This is a genomic window from Bacillus sp. FDAARGOS_1420 (genome assembly GCF_019344915.1).
Lineage (GTDB): Bacteria > Bacillota > Bacilli > Bacillales > Bacillaceae_G > Bacillus_A > Bacillus_A mycoides.
Map to the genome: position 1 here is coordinate 297657 of NZ_JAHWJB010000002.1, position 16869 is coordinate 314525.

16 protein-coding genes and 1 pseudogene are annotated in these 16869 nt (G+C 37.9%); 7 read left to right on the forward strand and 10 right to left on the reverse strand.

Annotated elements, in window-relative coordinates; genetic code table 11:
- Nucleotides 1–116 precede the first annotated feature (116 nt).
- From addB to I6L50_RS11765, 4 genes and pseudogenes are all read left to right on the forward strand, one after another.
- Nucleotides 117–3632 carry a helicase-exonuclease AddAB subunit AddB gene (addB, locus tag I6L50_RS11750; protein ID WP_016093092.1) on the forward strand — a complete coding sequence of 1172 codons (3516 nt, stop codon included), beginning with the start codon at nucleotides 117–119 and terminating at the stop codon, nucleotides 3630–3632.
- A complete protein-coding gene (addA, locus tag I6L50_RS11755) occupies nucleotides 3629–7354 on the forward strand; it encodes a helicase-exonuclease AddAB subunit AddA (RefSeq protein ID WP_219301617.1) in 3726 nt (1241 codons plus the stop codon). Before addB ends, addA begins: the two co-directional genes overlap by 4 nt.
- 23 nt (nucleotides 7355–7377) lie before the next feature.
- Nucleotides 7378–7655, forward strand: a pseudogene (locus tag I6L50_RS11760) (RNA polymerase alpha subunit C-terminal domain-containing protein).
- A gap of 95 nt (nucleotides 7656–7750) precedes the next feature.
- Nucleotides 7751–8458, forward strand: a complete 708-nt coding sequence (locus I6L50_RS11765) for a DNA alkylation repair protein (RefSeq protein WP_219301619.1) — start codon at nucleotides 7751–7753, stop codon at nucleotides 8456–8458.
- A gap of 55 nt (nucleotides 8459–8513) precedes the next feature.
- Here I6L50_RS11765 and gerPF read toward each other — a convergent pair whose 3' ends face one another.
- From gerPF to I6L50_RS11800, 7 genes are all read right to left on the reverse strand, one after another.
- Nucleotides 8514–8729 carry a spore germination protein GerPF gene (gene gerPF / locus I6L50_RS11770; RefSeq protein WP_001141570.1) on the reverse strand — a complete coding sequence of 72 codons (216 nt, stop codon included), beginning with the start codon at nucleotides 8727–8729 and terminating at the stop codon, nucleotides 8514–8516.
- A 42-nt stretch (nucleotides 8730–8771) separates the two neighbouring features.
- A complete protein-coding gene (locus I6L50_RS11775; RefSeq protein ID WP_219301620.1) occupies nucleotides 8772–9158 on the reverse strand; it encodes a spore germination protein GerPE in 387 nt (128 codons plus the stop codon).
- A 14-nt stretch (nucleotides 9159–9172) separates the two neighbouring features.
- Complete coding sequence (gene gerPD / locus I6L50_RS11780) at nucleotides 9173–9367, reverse strand: spore germination protein GerPD (RefSeq protein ID WP_001052805.1); 195 nt, start codon at nucleotides 9365–9367, stop codon at nucleotides 9173–9175.
- 6 nt (nucleotides 9368–9373) lie between these two features.
- Complete coding sequence (gerPC, locus tag I6L50_RS11785; protein ID WP_002064204.1) at nucleotides 9374–9988, reverse strand: spore germination protein GerPC; 615 nt, start codon at nucleotides 9986–9988, stop codon at nucleotides 9374–9376.
- 67 nt (nucleotides 9989–10055) lie between these two features.
- A complete protein-coding gene (gene gerPB / locus I6L50_RS11790) occupies nucleotides 10056–10262 on the reverse strand; it encodes a spore germination protein GerPB (protein WP_001012506.1) in 207 nt (68 codons plus the stop codon).
- Between the two features lie 14 nt (nucleotides 10263–10276).
- The gene (gene gerPA, locus I6L50_RS11795) at nucleotides 10277–10498 is read right to left on the reverse strand and encodes a spore germination protein GerPA (protein WP_001111190.1); all 222 of its coding nucleotides are present in this window, start codon (nucleotides 10496–10498) and stop codon (nucleotides 10277–10279) included.
- 96 nt (nucleotides 10499–10594) lie between these two features.
- On the reverse strand, nucleotides 10595–10774 hold the full coding sequence (locus tag I6L50_RS11800) for an aspartyl-phosphate phosphatase Spo0E family protein (protein ID WP_002087032.1): 180 nt from the start codon (nucleotides 10772–10774) through the stop codon (nucleotides 10595–10597).
- Nucleotides 10775–11017: 243 nt separating this feature from the next.
- Between I6L50_RS11800 and I6L50_RS11805 the strand changes: the two genes are divergently transcribed.
- Nucleotides 11018–11920 carry a fumarylacetoacetate hydrolase family protein gene (locus I6L50_RS11805; protein WP_219301622.1) on the forward strand — a complete coding sequence of 301 codons (903 nt, stop codon included), beginning with the start codon at nucleotides 11018–11020 and terminating at the stop codon, nucleotides 11918–11920.
- Nucleotides 11921–11954: 34 nt separating this feature from the next.
- Here I6L50_RS11805 and I6L50_RS11810 read toward each other — a convergent pair whose 3' ends face one another.
- Both I6L50_RS11810 and rocD read right to left on the reverse strand, forming a co-directional pair.
- Nucleotides 11955–12239, reverse strand: a complete 285-nt coding sequence (locus I6L50_RS11810; protein WP_000925332.1) for a hypothetical protein — start codon at nucleotides 12237–12239, stop codon at nucleotides 11955–11957.
- A gap of 105 nt (nucleotides 12240–12344) precedes the next feature.
- On the reverse strand, nucleotides 12345–13535 hold the full coding sequence (gene rocD, locus I6L50_RS11815) for an ornithine aminotransferase (RefSeq protein WP_219301624.1): 1191 nt from the start codon (nucleotides 13533–13535) through the stop codon (nucleotides 12345–12347).
- Between the two features lie 150 nt (nucleotides 13536–13685).
- On the opposite strand from rocD, the gene I6L50_RS11820 reads away from it, so the two are divergent.
- Nucleotides 13686–14054, forward strand: coding sequence for a YisL family protein (locus tag I6L50_RS11820; protein ID WP_002134930.1), 369 nt, complete (start codon nucleotides 13686–13688; stop codon nucleotides 14052–14054).
- A 57-nt stretch (nucleotides 14055–14111) separates the two neighbouring features.
- On the opposite strand, the gene I6L50_RS11825 is transcribed toward I6L50_RS11820, so the two are convergent.
- A complete protein-coding gene (locus tag I6L50_RS11825; protein WP_219301625.1) occupies nucleotides 14112–14666 on the reverse strand; it encodes a DUF2777 domain-containing protein in 555 nt (184 codons plus the stop codon).
- A 242-nt stretch (nucleotides 14667–14908) separates the two neighbouring features.
- On the opposite strand from I6L50_RS11825, the gene asnB reads away from it, so the two are divergent.
- Nucleotides 14909–16756 carry an asparagine synthase (glutamine-hydrolyzing) gene (asnB, locus tag I6L50_RS11830; protein WP_219301627.1) on the forward strand — a complete coding sequence of 616 codons (1848 nt, stop codon included), beginning with the start codon at nucleotides 14909–14911 and terminating at the stop codon, nucleotides 16754–16756.
- Nucleotides 16757–16869: the final 113 nt, after the last annotated feature.

The following is a 16869-nucleotide window of genomic DNA, read 5'->3' on the forward strand; positions in this document are numbered from 1 at the left end:
ATAATAAAATGAAGTATAAGGAAAAGACAAACGAGTATGTTTGTCTTTTTTATCGTCCTATAATACAATTGTGATAGCAAACTAACGTTCGTTATGTAAGTGAAAGGTGGGGTTACATGTCACTTCGATTTGTGATTGGTAGAGCTGGAAGTGGAAAAAGTACACTTTGTTTACACGAAGTGCAAGAAGAGTTAAAACAGCGCCCAAGAGGGAAAACAATATTATATCTTGTGCCAGAACAGATGACATTCCAAACGCAGCAGGCGTTAATTGGGAGTGAAGATGTAAGAGGTTCTATTCGGGCACAAGTTTTTAGTTTTTCGCGATTAGCGTGGAAGGTGCTGCAAGAAGTTGGCGGAGCGAGTCGTCTTCATATTGATGAAGCTGGTGTACATATGTTGCTTCGTAAAATTGTAGAATCTCGTAAAGATGGACTATCTGTGTTTCAAAAAGCAGCGGAGCAAAACGGTTTCTTTGAACATCTTGGTAGTATGATTGCTGAGTTTAAACGTTACAATGTGACGCCGTCTAACGTATATGAAATGTGGCAACAATTAGACACACATAGCAGTAGTGCAGAGCAAAAGCTACTAGCGAATAAAGTGTATGATTTACAGTTACTATATGATGATTTTGAACGTGCTTTAATCGGAAAGTATTTAGATTCAGAAGACTACTTACAATTATTAATTGAGAAGCTTTCAGACTCTGAGTATGTAAAAGGCGCGGAAATTTATATAGATGGATTCCATTCATTTTCTCCTCAAGAGCTAGAAATCGTTAGAGGGCTAATGAGATTAGGAACAAGAGTAACAATAACATTAACGATAGATGAAAAAACGTTAGCGCAGCCAGTGAATGAACTAGATTTATTTTATGAAACGACGTTAACGTATGAAAAAATAAAACAAGTAGCGCGTGAAGAGAAAATAGAAATTGAAAAAACAATTCCACTTATGGAACAACCGCGTTTTCATTCTCCAGCATTAGCTCATTTAGAAACGCATTATGAAGCGCGTCCGAATGAAAAGTATCATGGTGAAGCGAGTGTGACAATTAGTACTGCAGCTAATTTACGAGCTGAAGTAGAAGGTGTAGCTCGTGAAATTAGAAGACTTGTGGCGGATGAAGACTATCGTTACCGAGATATCGCAGTCCTTCTTCGTAACGGAGAAAGTTATTACGACGTAATGCGAACGTTATTTACGGATTATAATATCCCGCATTTCATCGATGAAAAACGCCCAATGTCACATCATCCGCTAGTAGAATGTATTCGTTCTGCACTCGAGATTATTAGCGGGAATTGGCGTTATGATGCAGTATTTCGCTGCGTGAAAACAGAGCTTTTATATCCATTAGATGTAAGAAAAGAAGCGATGCGCGAAGAGATGGATGAGTTTGAAAACTACTGTTTAGCGTACGGTGTACAAGGGAAGAGATGGACTTCTGAAGATCCGTGGATGTATCGTCGTTATCGTTCTCTTGATGATGCGAGCGAAATGATAACAGACAGTGAGCGTGAAATGGAAGAGAAAATAAATCGACTTCGCGACGTTGTAAGAACGCCAGTTATTCGTATGCAAAAAAGACTGAAGCGTGCTGGAACAGTTATGCAAATGTGCGAAGCGGTATATTTATTTTTAGAGGAGCTTGACGTTCCGAAAAAACTAGAAGAATTACGTGTTCGTGCAGAAGAAAATGGAGATTTCTTATTTGCGACAGACCATGAGCAAGTATGGGAAGAAGTGATGAATCTTCTTGATACGTTCGTTGAGATGCTTGGCGAAGAGAAGATGTCCCTTTCAATGTTTACGGAGGTTATGTCGACAGGTCTTGAGGCACTTCAATTTGCGAACATTCCGCCGTCACTAGATCAAGTGTTAGTTGCTAATATTGATCATTCTAGATTATCAGATATTAAAGCGACGTTCATTATTGGAGTAAATGAAGGAGTGATTCCAGCAGCGCCTATGGATGAAGGTATGCTTTCTGATGAGGAAAGAAATGTTCTCACCGCTGCAGGTATCGAATTAGCACCAACGACGAGACAAACTTTATTAGAAGAACAGTTCGTTATGTATCAAATGGTGACGAGAGCATCTGAGAAGTTATACATTTCCTGTCCGCTTGCGGATGAAGAAGGAAAGACGTTACTTGCTTCTAGTTTTATTAAAAAAATAAAAAGAATGTTCCCTGATGTGAAAGAATCGTTTATTACGAATGATGTAAATGACTTATCGCGTTCGGAACAAATCTCATATGTAGCAACGCCAGAAGTAACGTTGTCTTATGTCATGCAGCAACTGCAAACGTGGAAGCGATACGGATTTGAAGGGAATTTAGACTTTTGGTGGGACGTATATAACTTCTACGTTACTTCAGATGAATGGAAGCAAAAAAGTAGCCGTGTGTTATCAAGTTTATTCTACCGAAATCGTGCACAGAAACTAAGTACAGATGTAAGTAGGGATTTATATGGAGATACAATTAAGGGAAGCGTTTCTCGTATGGAGCTATTTAATCGCTGTGCGTACGCTCATTTTGCTCAGCACGGTTTATCGCTAAGAGAGCGTGATATTTTCAAACTTGATGCGCCAGATATCGGTGAGTTATTCCATGCAGCGCTGAAGAGAATTGCAGACAAGTTATTACGTGAAAATCGGACTTGGGCGGATTTATCAATAAAAGAGTGTGAACACCTTTCTGCTTTAGTAATAGAAGAAATTGCACCGTTATTACAAAGACAAATTTTATTAAGTTCGAACCGTCATTTCTATTTAAAGCAAAAACTACAACAAATCATTTTCCGTACGTCACTTATTCTTCGTGAACATGCGAAGTCGAGTGGATTTGTACCAGTTGATTTAGAAGTACCGTTTGGTATGGGCGGGACTGGATCTCTTCCGCCAATGGAATTTGCGTTGCCAAATGGTGTGAAGATGGAAGTGGTTGGCCGTATTGACCGTGTTGATAAGGCGGAAGATGAGAGTGGTACGTTCCTTCGTATTATTGATTATAAATCAAGTTCGAAAGCGTTAGATTTAACAGAAGTGTATTACGGACTCGCACTTCAAATGTTAACGTATTTAGATGTTGTTACTTCAAATGCACATACGTGGATGAAAAAGGGCAGTACTGCATCACCGGCGGGTGTATTGTATTTCCATATTCATAACCCGATTGTTGAGATGAAAGGCGATGCATCTGAAGAAGAAATTGAGAAAGAAATTTTAAAGAAATTTAAAATGAAAGGTCTCGTACTAGGAGATGCTGACGTTGTGCGTTTAATGGATAATAAACTTTCAACAGGAAGCTCTGATATTATTTCTGCTGGTCTGAAAAAAGATGGTAGTTTTAGTGCGCGTTCTAGCATTGCAAGTGAACAAGAGTTTAACGTACTTCAAAAATATGTACACCACTCGTTTGAAAATATCGGAAAAGACATTACAGAAGGTGTTATCGATATTGCTCCTTACAAAAAGGGGAATAAAGCAGCATGTACGTTCTGTAACTTCAAATCTGTTTGTCAATTTGATGAATCACTTGAAGATAACCAATTCCGTACGTTAAAAGATATGAAAGATAGCGAAGCGATGGAGAAAATTAGAGAGGAGGTTGGCGGAGAATGATAGAAAATTGGCCTCAGAAACCAGAAGGTAGTCAATGGACAGATGACCAGTGGAAAGCGGTTGTAGCGAACGGACGTGATATTTTAGTCGCAGCGGCAGCTGGATCAGGGAAAACAGCGGTATTAGTTGAACGTATTATTAAAAAGATTATAAGTGAGGAAAATCCAGTCGATGTCGACCGCCTGCTCGTTGTAACATTTACGAATGCAGCAGCGCAAGAAATGAAAAATCGAATTGGGGAAGCGTTAGAAAAAGTATTAATTGATGGGCCAGGTTCACAGCATATAAGAAAGCAGCTTAGCTTATTAAATAAAGCTTCCATTTCTACAATTCATTCATTTTGTTTACAAGTTATTAGAGGATATTATTACATGCTTGATGTCGATCCTCGTTTTCGTATTGCGAACCAAACAGAAAATGAGTTATTAAAAGAAGAAGTGCTAGATGACATATTAGAAGAAGAATATGGAATCGAAGATAATAGTATTTTCTTTGAACTAGTTGATCGTTATACGAGTGACCGTAGTGACGATGACTTACAACGAATGATTTTAGCGCTTCATACAGAATCAAGAGCGCATCCAAACCCGGAGAAGTGGCTTGATAAATTAGTAGAAGCATACGACGTTGAAGGAAAGACGATTGAAGATTTAGTGTACGCTTCTTACTTATTAGAAGATGTGAAGTTTCAGCTTGAAACAGCGGAAAAGCATATTCGTAAGGCGACTGAACTCGCAATGCTTCCTGATGGTCCAGCGCCTCGCGTTGAAACTTTACAAGCGGATTTAGCTTTACTTGGAACGTTATCCTCAGCAGCGCGTGGATCGTGGACAAGCGTTTATGAAGCGATGCAAAATGTATCGTGGCAAACGTTAAAGCGTATTAAAAAAAGTGATTACAACGAAGATGTTGTAAAACAAGTAGATTCTCTTCGTAATAAAGCGAAAGATGAAGTGAAGAAATTACAAGAAGAGCTATTTAGCCGCAGACCCGAAAGTTTCTTACGAGATTTTCAAGATATGCATCCTGTATTAGAAAAACTCGTGAAGCTTGTAAAAGTATTTACAGAGCGTTTCCAAGCGATTAAGCGAGATAAAGGAATGGTCGATTTCACAGATTTAGAGCATTTCTGTTTGCAAATTTTAAGCGAGCAAAGTGAAGACGGTGAAATGAAGCCGTCAGCAGTAGCACTTCAATATCGTAATAAATTTGCTGAAGTACTAGTTGATGAATATCAAGATACGAACTTCGTACAGGAATCAATTATTAAATTCGTAACGAAAGATTCTGAGAGTGAAGGAAACTTGTTCATGGTTGGTGACGTAAAACAGTCAATCTATCGTTTCCGACTAGCAGAGCCTGGTTTATTCTTAGGAAAATATAAACGTTTCACACAAGAAGGATCGGGCGGCGGAATGAAGATTGACTTAGCGAAAAACTTCCGTAGCCGTCATGAAGTGCTAGCAGGTACGAACTTTATTTTCAAACAAATTATGGGCGAAGAAGTCGGCGAAATCGATTATGATGCTGACGCTGAATTAAAGCTAGGTGCTAGCTATCCAGAAGGTGAAGATGTAGCGGCAGAGCTATTATGTATTCAGCAAACTGAGGAAGAAGTGCAAGACGGTGAAGAAGGTGCCGAAGTAGAAAAAGCGCAGCTTGAAGCTCGTCTTATGGCGCAGCGTATTAAAGCAATGGTCGATTCAGGCTATGCAGTGTATGATCGTAAAACTGATAGTATGCGCCCAGTGCAATATCGTGATTTCGTTATTTTACTTCGCTCCATGCCATGGGCGCCGCAAATTATGGAAGAGTTAAAACTACAAGGAATTCCGGTATATGCTGACCTTGCAACTGGTTACTTTGAAGCGACAGAAGTAAATATCATGATGAACGTATTCCGCGTCATTGATAACCCGATGCAAGATATTCCGCTTGCAGCTGTACTTCGTTCACCGATCGTTGGACTAAATGACGAAGAACTTGCGACGCTTCGTGCTCATGGAAAGAAAGGCTCGTTTTATGAAGTGATGAGCTCATTCTTAAAGGGAGCGCCGCTTGAAGAAGAACAAGAATTGCATGATAAATTAGAGTGGTTTTATAACTTACTGCAAGGGTGGCGTGAATTTGCGCGTCAACAATCTCTTTCTGATTTAATTTGGAAAGTGTACGGTGAGACAGGCTATTACGACTTTGTCGGCGGTTTACCAGCCGGAAAGCAAAGGCAAGCAAACCTGCGTGTACTTTATGACCGTGCAAGACAATATGAAGCAACATCGTTTAGAGGATTATTCCGCTTCTTACGCTTTATTGAGCGTATTTTAGAACGCGGTGATGATATGGGAACGGCGAGAGCTTTAGGTGAACAAGAAGATGTCGTTCGTATTATGACGATTCATAAAAGTAAAGGGCTAGAGTTCCCAGTCGTATTTGTAGCGGGACTAGGTCGTCGTTTTAATACACAAGATTTAATGAAACGTTTCTTACTGCATAAAGACTTCGGTTTCGGTTCACAATTTATCGATCCTCGTAAACGAATTAAATATACGACATTATCGCAACTAGCAATTAAGCGTAAAATGAAAATGGAATTAATCGCGGAAGAAATGCGCGTGTTATACGTAGCGTTAACGCGTGCGAAAGAGAAGTTAATTTTAATTGGAACGGTTAAAGATGCCAATAAAGAAATGGAAAAATGGCTCGATGCAAGGGAGCATAGTGAATGGTTATTACCAGACCATATACGTGCCGGAGCGTCTTGTTATTTAGACTGGATTGCACCTTCATTATATAGACATCGTGATAGTGAAAGGCTTCTTGAATTAGGACAAGGGAATATTCCAGGTGAAATTTATGAATATAGTGCTAGCTGGAAAGTAGAAGTTGTTGAAGGAAAAGATTTACTTGCACCAGAACCAGTTCAAGAAGAGAAACAAGAGTTATTAGAAGCGCTTCGCGATAAAAAAGCTGTTCCGTTAGAAAGTGAACGGAAAGAAGAAGTGTACGACAGATTGATGTGGGAATACGGGTATGCGGACGCGACATCTCACCGTGCGAAACAGTCTGTTACAGAAATAAAGAGAAATTATCAATCTGAAGAAGGTAGCGATAACGCCTTTATTAAAAAACTTCGTGCACCAATTAAAACACGTCCGCGCTTTATGGAGAAAAAAGGGCTAACATACGCAGAGCGAGGGACAGCAGTCCATGCCGTTATGCAGCATGTAGATTTGAAGAAACCAATTACGATTGAAGTTCTTCAAGAACAAATTGCAAGAATGGTAAATAAAGAACTATTAACATTTGAACAAGCTGAAGAAATAGCGATTGAAAAGGTAATTTCATTCTTTGACAGTGACTTAGGTAAAAGGGTATTAGCAGCAAAAAGTGTTGAGCGCGAAGTACCATTTACGATGATGCTTTCAGCAGAAGAAGCGTATCAAGATTGGCAAGGGAAGAAAGGCGAAACAATACTTGTCCAAGGGGTTATCGACTGCATGATCGAAGAGGAAGACGGAATTACTTTAATCGACTTTAAAACAGATACGATTGAAGGAAAGTTCCCAGGCGGATTTGATCAAGCGAAACCAATTTTAGAAGACCGATACAAAGTACAGCTTTCACTATATGCAAAAGCACTTGAGAAAAGCTTAAAACATCCTGTGAAAGAGAAATGTTTATATTTCTTTGATGGAAATCATGTTGTAAATATTGACGAATAGAGCTTAGAAAGGGGTTATGGATTATGGCGACGTTAAGAACTTGTGATCAAGGACACGAGTACTACAAAGTAGCGATTGTCCAACTTGCCCAACCTGTGAGAAAGAGAGAAAGCCAAAAGAAGGCTTTCTTTCTCTTCTTTCAGCACCAGCAAGGCGAGCGTTAGAGCACCATGGAATTCATACTCTAGAAGAACTTTCAAAGTATAGTGAAAAAGAAATTTTGAAACTGCACGGTATAGGGCCAGCATCTTTACCTAAATTAAGAGCGGATTTAGAAGATAAGGGATTATCATTTCAATAAAGAAAAACTAATCATTAGTGAGGAGTAGCATCTTAACTAATGATTAGTTTATATAATCGAATTGATTATAATATTAAGAAAGGAAGTGCAAAACTATGGATTTTGAAACAGTAATGCAAGAGCTTGAAACTCTCGGCAAGGAACGAACTAAAAAAATATACATATCCAATGGTGCAAAGGAGCCACTTTTTGGAGTAGCTACAGGTGCTATGAAACCAATCGCGAAGAAAATAAAAATCAATCAAAGTTTAGCTGAAGAGCTTTATGCTACAGGTAACTATGATGCGATGTACTTTGCAGGCATTATTGCAGATCCAAAAACTATGAACGAATCGGATTTTGATCGTTGGATGGATGGGGCGTACTTTTATATGCTGTCCGATTATGTGGTGGCAGTAACTTTATCGGAATCAGATTTTGCACAAGACGTTGCTGATAAATGGATTGCAAGTGGTGACGAACTAAGAATGTCCGCGGGCTGGAGTTGCTACTGCTGGCTTTTAGGGAATCGAAAAGACAATGAATTTTCCGGAAGTAAGATTACCAGTATGCTAGAAGTTGTGAAAAATACAATTCACGATGCGCCAGAACGAACGAAATCCGCTATGAATAATTTTCTAAACACTGTGGGGATTTCATATGTGCCGCTACATGAAAAGGCAGTTGAAACTGCAAAGGAAGTAGGCATAGTGGAGCTAAAACGGGACAACAAAAAAAGCAGTTTTCTAAATGCTTACGAAAGTATTCATAAAGAACTTGATAGAGGAAGACTCGGATTCAAACGTAAATATGTAAGATGTTAAAATTAAAAGAAACAGCCCTAGCTCTACACAAAATAGAGCTAGGGCTGTTTCTTTTTTACGCTGTTCCAATTTGATCTTGGTCTGCTACATCAGAATCAAATGTATTCGTTGCGCTAACACCGCTAAAGGTGTTGACGACAAATCCGACATTGGAAGCCCCAGATCCGTTATAAGCTTTCGTATTTTCTTTCGGAGACACGTTATAAAAATCTCCTAAGTTGAAAGAGCCGTTACTGTTTTGAACGACAAGATTTCCTACAACCGAAGGCATACCATCCACCTACTTTACTAAGCTTTTTAATTACTATATGAATTATTTAGAGGAAGGTTCATCAGTAATAAATTGGCGGATTTGTAGCGTGCGAGAATTATTAAAAACATAGTCAACATTGCCGATTTGGAAGCACGCGGAATTTAAAAGCGTTCGCAAGTGAACATCATTTACTTCAATAAAAGGGCACTCATTTACAATATTTAGTTTTACATCTGTTGTTCGCTTTGGAATTGTAATGTGTTCATCTGTAAAGATTTCAAACGCATCAAAACGACCTTCACCTTTTATATAACAAGGGATTTCTCGATGAACGATAAGCGCTCTATTTTTTAATTCTATTTGATTAGCATCCCCGGCCTGGAAGACAGCTGCAACCCCCATAGAAATGATAGAAACATTTTGTACAACTGAAGTATGACGGAGCATAATTTTTCCTCTCCTCAACCTGGAGTCGGAGGGACATCTGTTACTAATGGTACAAATGGTCCCTCTGTAACGGATTCGAATGGCGTATCAAGAATAGAAGAAAGGATGAGAAGGTTAGCATCTCCAATTAAAAATAATGCGGAAGAAGAAACCCCGTTCATTTTAATCTGCCCTACTTTTAACTCGCGGTTCACAACATTTAAATTCATACATACTTACTCCTTTCGGAAATTACCTGGTATGTGTTGAATAAAGGAAAGAAAGGCTTTGTCAATATCTTGTTTCATTGCTTGAATAATGACGTCTCGTAAATAATCGGGATCTGAGGAAATACCCTCATACGATTGAACTTGTGATAAATAATATGGAAGTCTATGTTCCATCTGTTTTTTTATGTCATCCACCATCATTTGTCGATACATCTCATCAAGCGGCGTTCTCTCTTCTTGTTCAAAATGGAGAATTCGACTATATGCTTCTTCATCTAAATAGCGATGCATTTCTTGAAGGATACCTTGATAAAAATCTGGATTTGTTTCTGTTTCAGGATTTACTTTTAATGTTTCTGTATCCACTTGAAAATCTTCAATTTGTTGCCCCTTTGATGAAAATGGATTCAAGCCAATATTTAAAGTGCCGTTTAAATTTTCTACTTTTAATTGATCGAATTTATATTCCACTTTTCCTATAGAAGAGGAGGGACGACTTTTTAACTCATTAAGCTCTTCTTGTAGTAGGCGAACTTGCTCTTCAAGGTTTAGAATAGTTTGCTGCTGTATTTGGAGAGCTTGTTGAAGTTGGTGTAGGTAAGTATATATATCTTGATTCATTTGTGAAACCTCCTTTTCAATAGGGAGGGGAAATATATTCCTGCTATATATTTATGACAAGGATACCTTAAGAAGAACTAGTTGATGGTTTGATGGAAATAATTTGTCCTTTCGCCTGTAATGGACGAAGAGGTTCTGTAAATCCGCCGGAATTTGAGAATTTAGAAAGAGCTTTAATACTACCTGCAGTTCCAATTTGAAAAACGGAAGAGGTCGTAATGCTATCGATTTTAATGCTGTTAATGATGATACTTTGGTTCACATAAAAATTCAATGCAATCGCCCCCTTTAGTTCGAACCAATTATTGCTTGATCAATTACATCTGAATCATTGACGGTCGTTGAGCTTTGATAATTGTAGACAGAGACGTTATCCCCAACATTAAATGAACCGGCTCCGGCAAAAGCGCGTGAATAACTAATAGGCCTAATCGCAAATACATCTCCAATATGAAAAATACCACTTGATCCAATGTTAACGATACGAATATGTCCGACCATAGCTGGCATACAAAACACCTTTCGTTTTTAAAATTTTCTTTTCTACTATTGTATGGGCGTTTTCAATAAAATGTGTATTTTTTCGAAATAAAAGAAACACATACGTTATTGCGTATGTGTTTCGAACATTTGAGTATGTGTGCAATCTGTATGTATAGGCCAAACAACATTTAAGAGCCTGTCCAATTCCTGGCTACAATCTACTGTTTTTTGAGAAGTCATTCCGTAGCGTTCAGCAAAATAGATCATTTTTTCGCGTTTTTTTTCGATAGCTTGCTCAAACATTGAAATCGGCTCCATCTCTCAATAAATTTTATGTATATATGTAGTACATATTATACAAAAATCCCATAAAAAAGAAACATCTTCGCTAAAAAAAGTATAATTTCTACATTTTATGTCAAATAACGGATGAGGAACAAATGTAAGAATGGTTGAATATTGTAAAAATTAGCGTGTATAAGAAGGTTTTTTTCTTAAGGATGCGAATACAATTATAGGGTATGAGTTTTAGGATGGAGAGTGGGAATGTTGCGTTTTGTAACGGCGAAGAAAGAAGAAAAAGTATTTGTAGGTATTGTGGATGAAGAGGAAGAAAAAGTATTGCATTTAAGAGAAGCGCAAAGACAAAAAGGGGAAAAGGTTACTATCCCTATTACCATGTTAGAGTGTATTGAAAGAGGAAGCGAATGTCTTGAGAAAGTGTGCGACATTGTAAATTGGGCGAAGGAAAATGCGGGATCGGCGTATTATCCGTTAGCAGAGGTGAAAATATTAGCACCGATTCCAAGGCCGAGAAAAAATATTCTTTGTGTTGGAAAGAACTATCGTGAGCATGCGGTAGAAATGGGCGGAGTAGAGTCTATCCCTGAAAATATAATGATTTTTACAAAGGCGCCAACAACAGTTATCGGAATTGATGAGCAAATTAATGGTCACCCTCACGCGACGAATGAACTTGATTACGAAGGTGAACTAGCAATCGTTATCGGTAAGCGAGGGAAACAAATAAAAATAGAAAAAGCTCTTGATCATGTTTTTGGATATACAGTTATAAATGATGTAACTGCTCGGGATATTCAAAGGAAACATAAACAATTTTTCCTAGGGAAAAGTTTCGATACATTTTGTCCGATGGGACCGTATTTAATTCATAAATCGATGGTTAGAACGCCGAATGCATTACACATTGAAACAGTGGTAAATGGAGAAGTAAGGCAAACTTCAAATACGAGAGAAATGATTTTTTCAGTAGAAGAAATTATTTCAACTATAAGTAAAGGCATGACATTAGAGCCAGGAGATATCATTGCAACAGGGACACCAGCTGGTGTTGGTAAAGGTTTTACACCACCGAAGTTTTTACATGCTGGTGATGAAGTTGTTATTACAGTAGAGGGAATTGGTACGCTTAGAAATATTGTGAAATGAAAAAAGAGCTATCTTGTGAAAAGATAGCTCTTTTCTATGGGCGTGGATTAACGGAGTAATCTATAATGGCGAAAATATACAATCCGATTAATGCTAAAGTACAAATTCCAATTAGCATAACTGCAAGTGCGCTTCTCTCACGGCCAAAACCGATAATTGTAAGGAAAACAGCAGCCCAAAATGATGTTTTGAGTAGTGTGAATGTATTAGGAGTTGAATAATGACTGAGTAAAGTTGTAGATAATATGAAGCCGATGAATGTCATAGAAATAAAAATTGTAGCTAAATTGTTAATGTGTTTACCGTATTTCAATAGCATACAGTTACCCCCTTTTTAACAAAAACAGAATATTCAATTTTATTTTACGATAAACTACTAAAAAAAGAAAGAGGTTGTCCTATATTTAGGACAACCTCACTATAATTAAGATAGTACAGCTTTAATTTTTTGGAACGCCCACTCTAAATCTTCTTCAGAGATTACTAGAGGTGGTGCAATACGAATTACGTTTTCGTGTGTTTCTTTACATAATAGACCAGCTGCTTTTAGTTGTTCACAGTAAGGACGAGCTGGTTCGTTTAATTCGATACCGATGAATAAACCTTTACCGCGAATGTCAGTAATCATTGGGTTATCAATTTCTTTTAATTGCCCAACTAGTTTTTCTCCTAATTGAAGAGAACGCTCTGTTAATTTTTCTTCTTCTAATACTTCAAGAGCTGCAATAGAAACAGCGCATGCAAGTGGGTTACCACCGAATGTAGAACCGTGAGAACCTGGCTCGAATACACCTAAAATGTCGCTGTTTGCTGCAACACAAGAGATTGGGAATACGCCGCCGCCAAGTGCTTTACCAAGTATGTACATGTCAGGAGTTACATTGTCCCAGTCGCAAGCAAATACTTTACCCGTACGGCCTAAGCCTGTTTGGATTTCATCTGCTACGAATAAAACGTTTTCTTTTTTACATACTTCAAAAGCTTCTGTTAAGAAACCAGCTGGTGGAATGTTAATTCCTGCTTCACCTTGGATTGGCTCTAAAATGAATGCAGCTGTATTTGGTGTAATCGCAGCTTTTAACGCTTCTAAATCGCCGTAAGGAATTACAATAATGCCAGGAAGCATTGGACCGAAGCCGCGCTTGTACTCTTCGTTTGATGACATAGAAACAGCACCCATTGTACGTCCGTGGAAGTTATCTTCACAAACGATGATTTCTGCACGGTTTGCCTCTACCTTTTTCACATCGTAAGCCCAGCGACGAGCTGTTTTAATTGCAGTTTCAACAGCCTCTGCGCCTGTATTCATAGGAAGTACCATATTTTTATTTGTTAGTTTCGCAACTTTTTCGTACCAAGGACCTAATTGATCGCTATGGAAAGCACGAGAAGTTAACGTCACTCGATTAGCTTGGTCAATTAAAGCGTTAATGATTTTTGGATGACGATGACCTTGGTTTACTGCAGAATATGCACTTAATAAGTCCATATAGCGGTTTCCTTCAGGATCTTCTACCCAAACGCCTTCTGCTTTAGAAATAACGATTGGAAGTGGATGGTAGTTATTTGCCCCGTATGTGTCTGTAAGTTCGATAATATCCTTAGTTTGAATCATGATTGTTCCCCCTTTTGTTATTACAAGAAGTTTGTAAATACTCTAAATATTATAGCATTTAAATATAAAAAAGCGAAACATTTCCTGAAAATAAATGAACATGTTATCATATAGAGTGAAAAAGTGTGAAAAAGAGGAGGCAGGGATACGATGGTACATATGCATATTACAGCATGGGCGTTAGGATTAATTTTATTCTTCGTTGCGTATTCACTTTATTCAGCAGGAAGAAAAGGTAAAGGTGTACATATGGGGCTTCGCCTTATGTATATCATCATTATTGTGACAGGTTTCATGTTGTACATGAGTATTGTGAAGACGGCAACAGGTAGCATGCACATGTGGTACGGCATGAAAATGCTAGCTGGTATATTAGTAATCGCTGGAATGGAAATGGTTCTTGTGAAAATGAGCAAGAACAAAGCAACAGGGGCATTTTGGGGATTATTTATTGTTGCACTAGTAGCGGTATTTTACTTAGGACTAAAATTACCGCTTGGCTGGTACGTATTCAAATAAAAATAAAACCACCTTATAATCTCACATGTTTGGGAGATTATAAGGTGGTTTTTTACTTTATGTCGCATCGATATGTAACTCTTCTCCGTTTACTTTCGTAAATCGCAAAGTATTTTTATTAGAGGAAGAGTGGCGTACAAAATGATGCTGCAATGTACAAATCATTTCGTCGTTATCGAATAAAAGAATATTTACTCCTTCACCTGCTTCATCTTTCGGCAAGAATGATAAATAATTATGACAATACATGCAATCATATAAAGAGTAATGAAGTGATTGCAATGATTCGGTTAATAATGTAAAGACAGAGTCAGGTAATTCCTCAAGCCATTCATTATAGCTAAGAAGTAATTTTTTTCGAATTCGTATCATTTCCCCGTTTTGGAGAGAATGTTGTTCATTTGCAATTTGTAATATGTCTTGTTCATAAAAACGAGCTGGTAGCCAATTGTTGTTATATAAAATTTCAAAACCATCTTCAGCAATATCTTCTAATAGAAAAGCCTCATCATTTTCATCATCAAAGAATACCCATTCTTTGTTTATATATTCTACATTACCGACTGTATGAGCGCGCGGTTGGTTATACAAAATATGTTTGCGTTGTATCATAGTTCATTTCTCCTTTTATAGAAATAGTTATTCTTGTTATGGACAGTTCGTACGTTCTTTATAACTAGACACACCTAAAGATAGATGGGCATACAATAAAACACGCTTTACACTGTGAAACTGCTATTCCATATATGGATAGTTAGTTATCGTCAAGTTTGTTGTTTTTATGTATCCGCACTCATAGGGTGGGGATTACTGCACGTTCAGAAACAGATATTAGATTAGGGAGGATGATTCTTATGTGCGGGATTACAGGATGGGTGGATTATAAACGCTCATTAGAAGGGGAAAGGGACATCGTGACGAAGATGGCGGAAACGCTAGCGAAACGCGGTCCAGATGATAATAAAGTTTGGATTAAAGGGAACGTCGCATTTGGGCATAAACGGTTAATCGTTGTAGATCCTGAAGGTGGTAAACAACCCATGACTTGTTTAAAAGACGAAACGAGTTATGCGATTTGCTATAACGGAGAGCTCTACAATACAGAAGATATTCGCAAAGAGTTATTAAGAAGAGGTTATACATTTAAAGGGCATTCCGATACAGAAGTACTATTGGCATCTTATATTGAATGGAAAGAAGAATGTGTCGATCATTTAAACGGTATATATGCGTTTGCAGTATGGGATGAGAAAAATGAAAGAGTCTTTATTGCCAGAGATCGATTAGGTGTAAAACCGCTTTTTTATAAATATGATAGCGGACGATTATTATTTGGTTCAGAGTTAAAAGCGATACTAGCGCATCCAGATGTGAAGGCGGAAGTAACGTTAGAAGGGTTGTCAGAAATATTTGGCCTCGGACCATCTAGAACACCTGGTCACGGTATATATGCTGGTATTCAAGAACTGCGTCCGGGTCATGCAATGACGTTCTCAAAAGACGGTTTATGCATATGGAGATATTGGAATGTAGAAAGTAAAAAACATGAAGATTCATTTGAAGAAACAGTAGAGAAAACTCGTTTTTTATTACAAGATGCGATTACGAGACAATTAGTTTCTGACGTACCACTATGCACTTTTTTATCAGGCGGTGTAGATTCAAGTGCCATCACTGCAATAGCTGCAAAAGAGTATGAAAGATCAGGAAAAGGGCAATTACACACATATTCTGTTGACTATGAAGATAACGAAAAATACTTTAAAGCGAATGCGTTTCAGCCCAATTCAGATGCTCCATTTATTCATTTAATGACGGAGACGTTTCAAACAATTCATCATCGCTGCGTCATTTCAAATGAACAACTAGCACAGTATTTAACAGAAGCGGTACTCGTTCGCGATTTGCCTGGTATGGCAGATATTGATTCTTCATTATTATGGTTTTGCCGTGAAATAAAACAAGATTTTGTCGTCGGTTTATCTGGAGAATGTGCAGATGAAATATTCGGAGGTTATCCGTGGTTTTATAGAGAAGATGATTTACAATCAAGTGCATTTCCGTGGATGCGATCTACAGAAGCACGTGAACAACTGCTAAAGAAAGAATGGAGAAATAAATTAAATTTACAACAATATGTACAGCAGCGTTATGAAGAATCCATTCAAGAAGTTCCTATTTTAGAGGGAGAAAGCCCAATTGAAGCGAAGAGACGACAACTATTTTACTTGAACATGGTATGGTTTATGACAACATTATTAGACAGAAAAGACCGTATGAGTATGGGGGCAAGCTTAGAAGTACGCGTTCCATTTGCGGACCACCGACTTGTCGAATATGCGTGGAATATTCCTTGGGAAATGAAAATGTATAAAAACCGCGAAAAAGGTCTATTGCGTAAGGCGTTAGAAGGATTACTTCCAAATGATATATTATATAGAAAGAAAAGTCCGTATCCGAAAACGCATAATCCGCACTATACGAAAGCAGTAACAGTATGGCTCCAAGATTTATTAACGGATAAAGGCTCAATTTTGCATGAATTGTTCGATAAGGAGCAATTGAGCGGATTGATCCAGTCTGGCGGCAGTGCATTTCAAAAACCGTGGTTTGGACAATTAATGACTGGGCCGCAACTTTTAGCTCATTTAGCGCAAATTCATGTTTGGTTTAAAGAGTATGGGGTAAATATTAAAGAATAGGGGAAAGGGCGGCTTACAAAATATATGTAAGTCGCTTTTTTATTAAATGAATTGTCATATAAAATTCGAAATTATATTAGAAATAATACTTATTTAGAATTATTATTTTGACG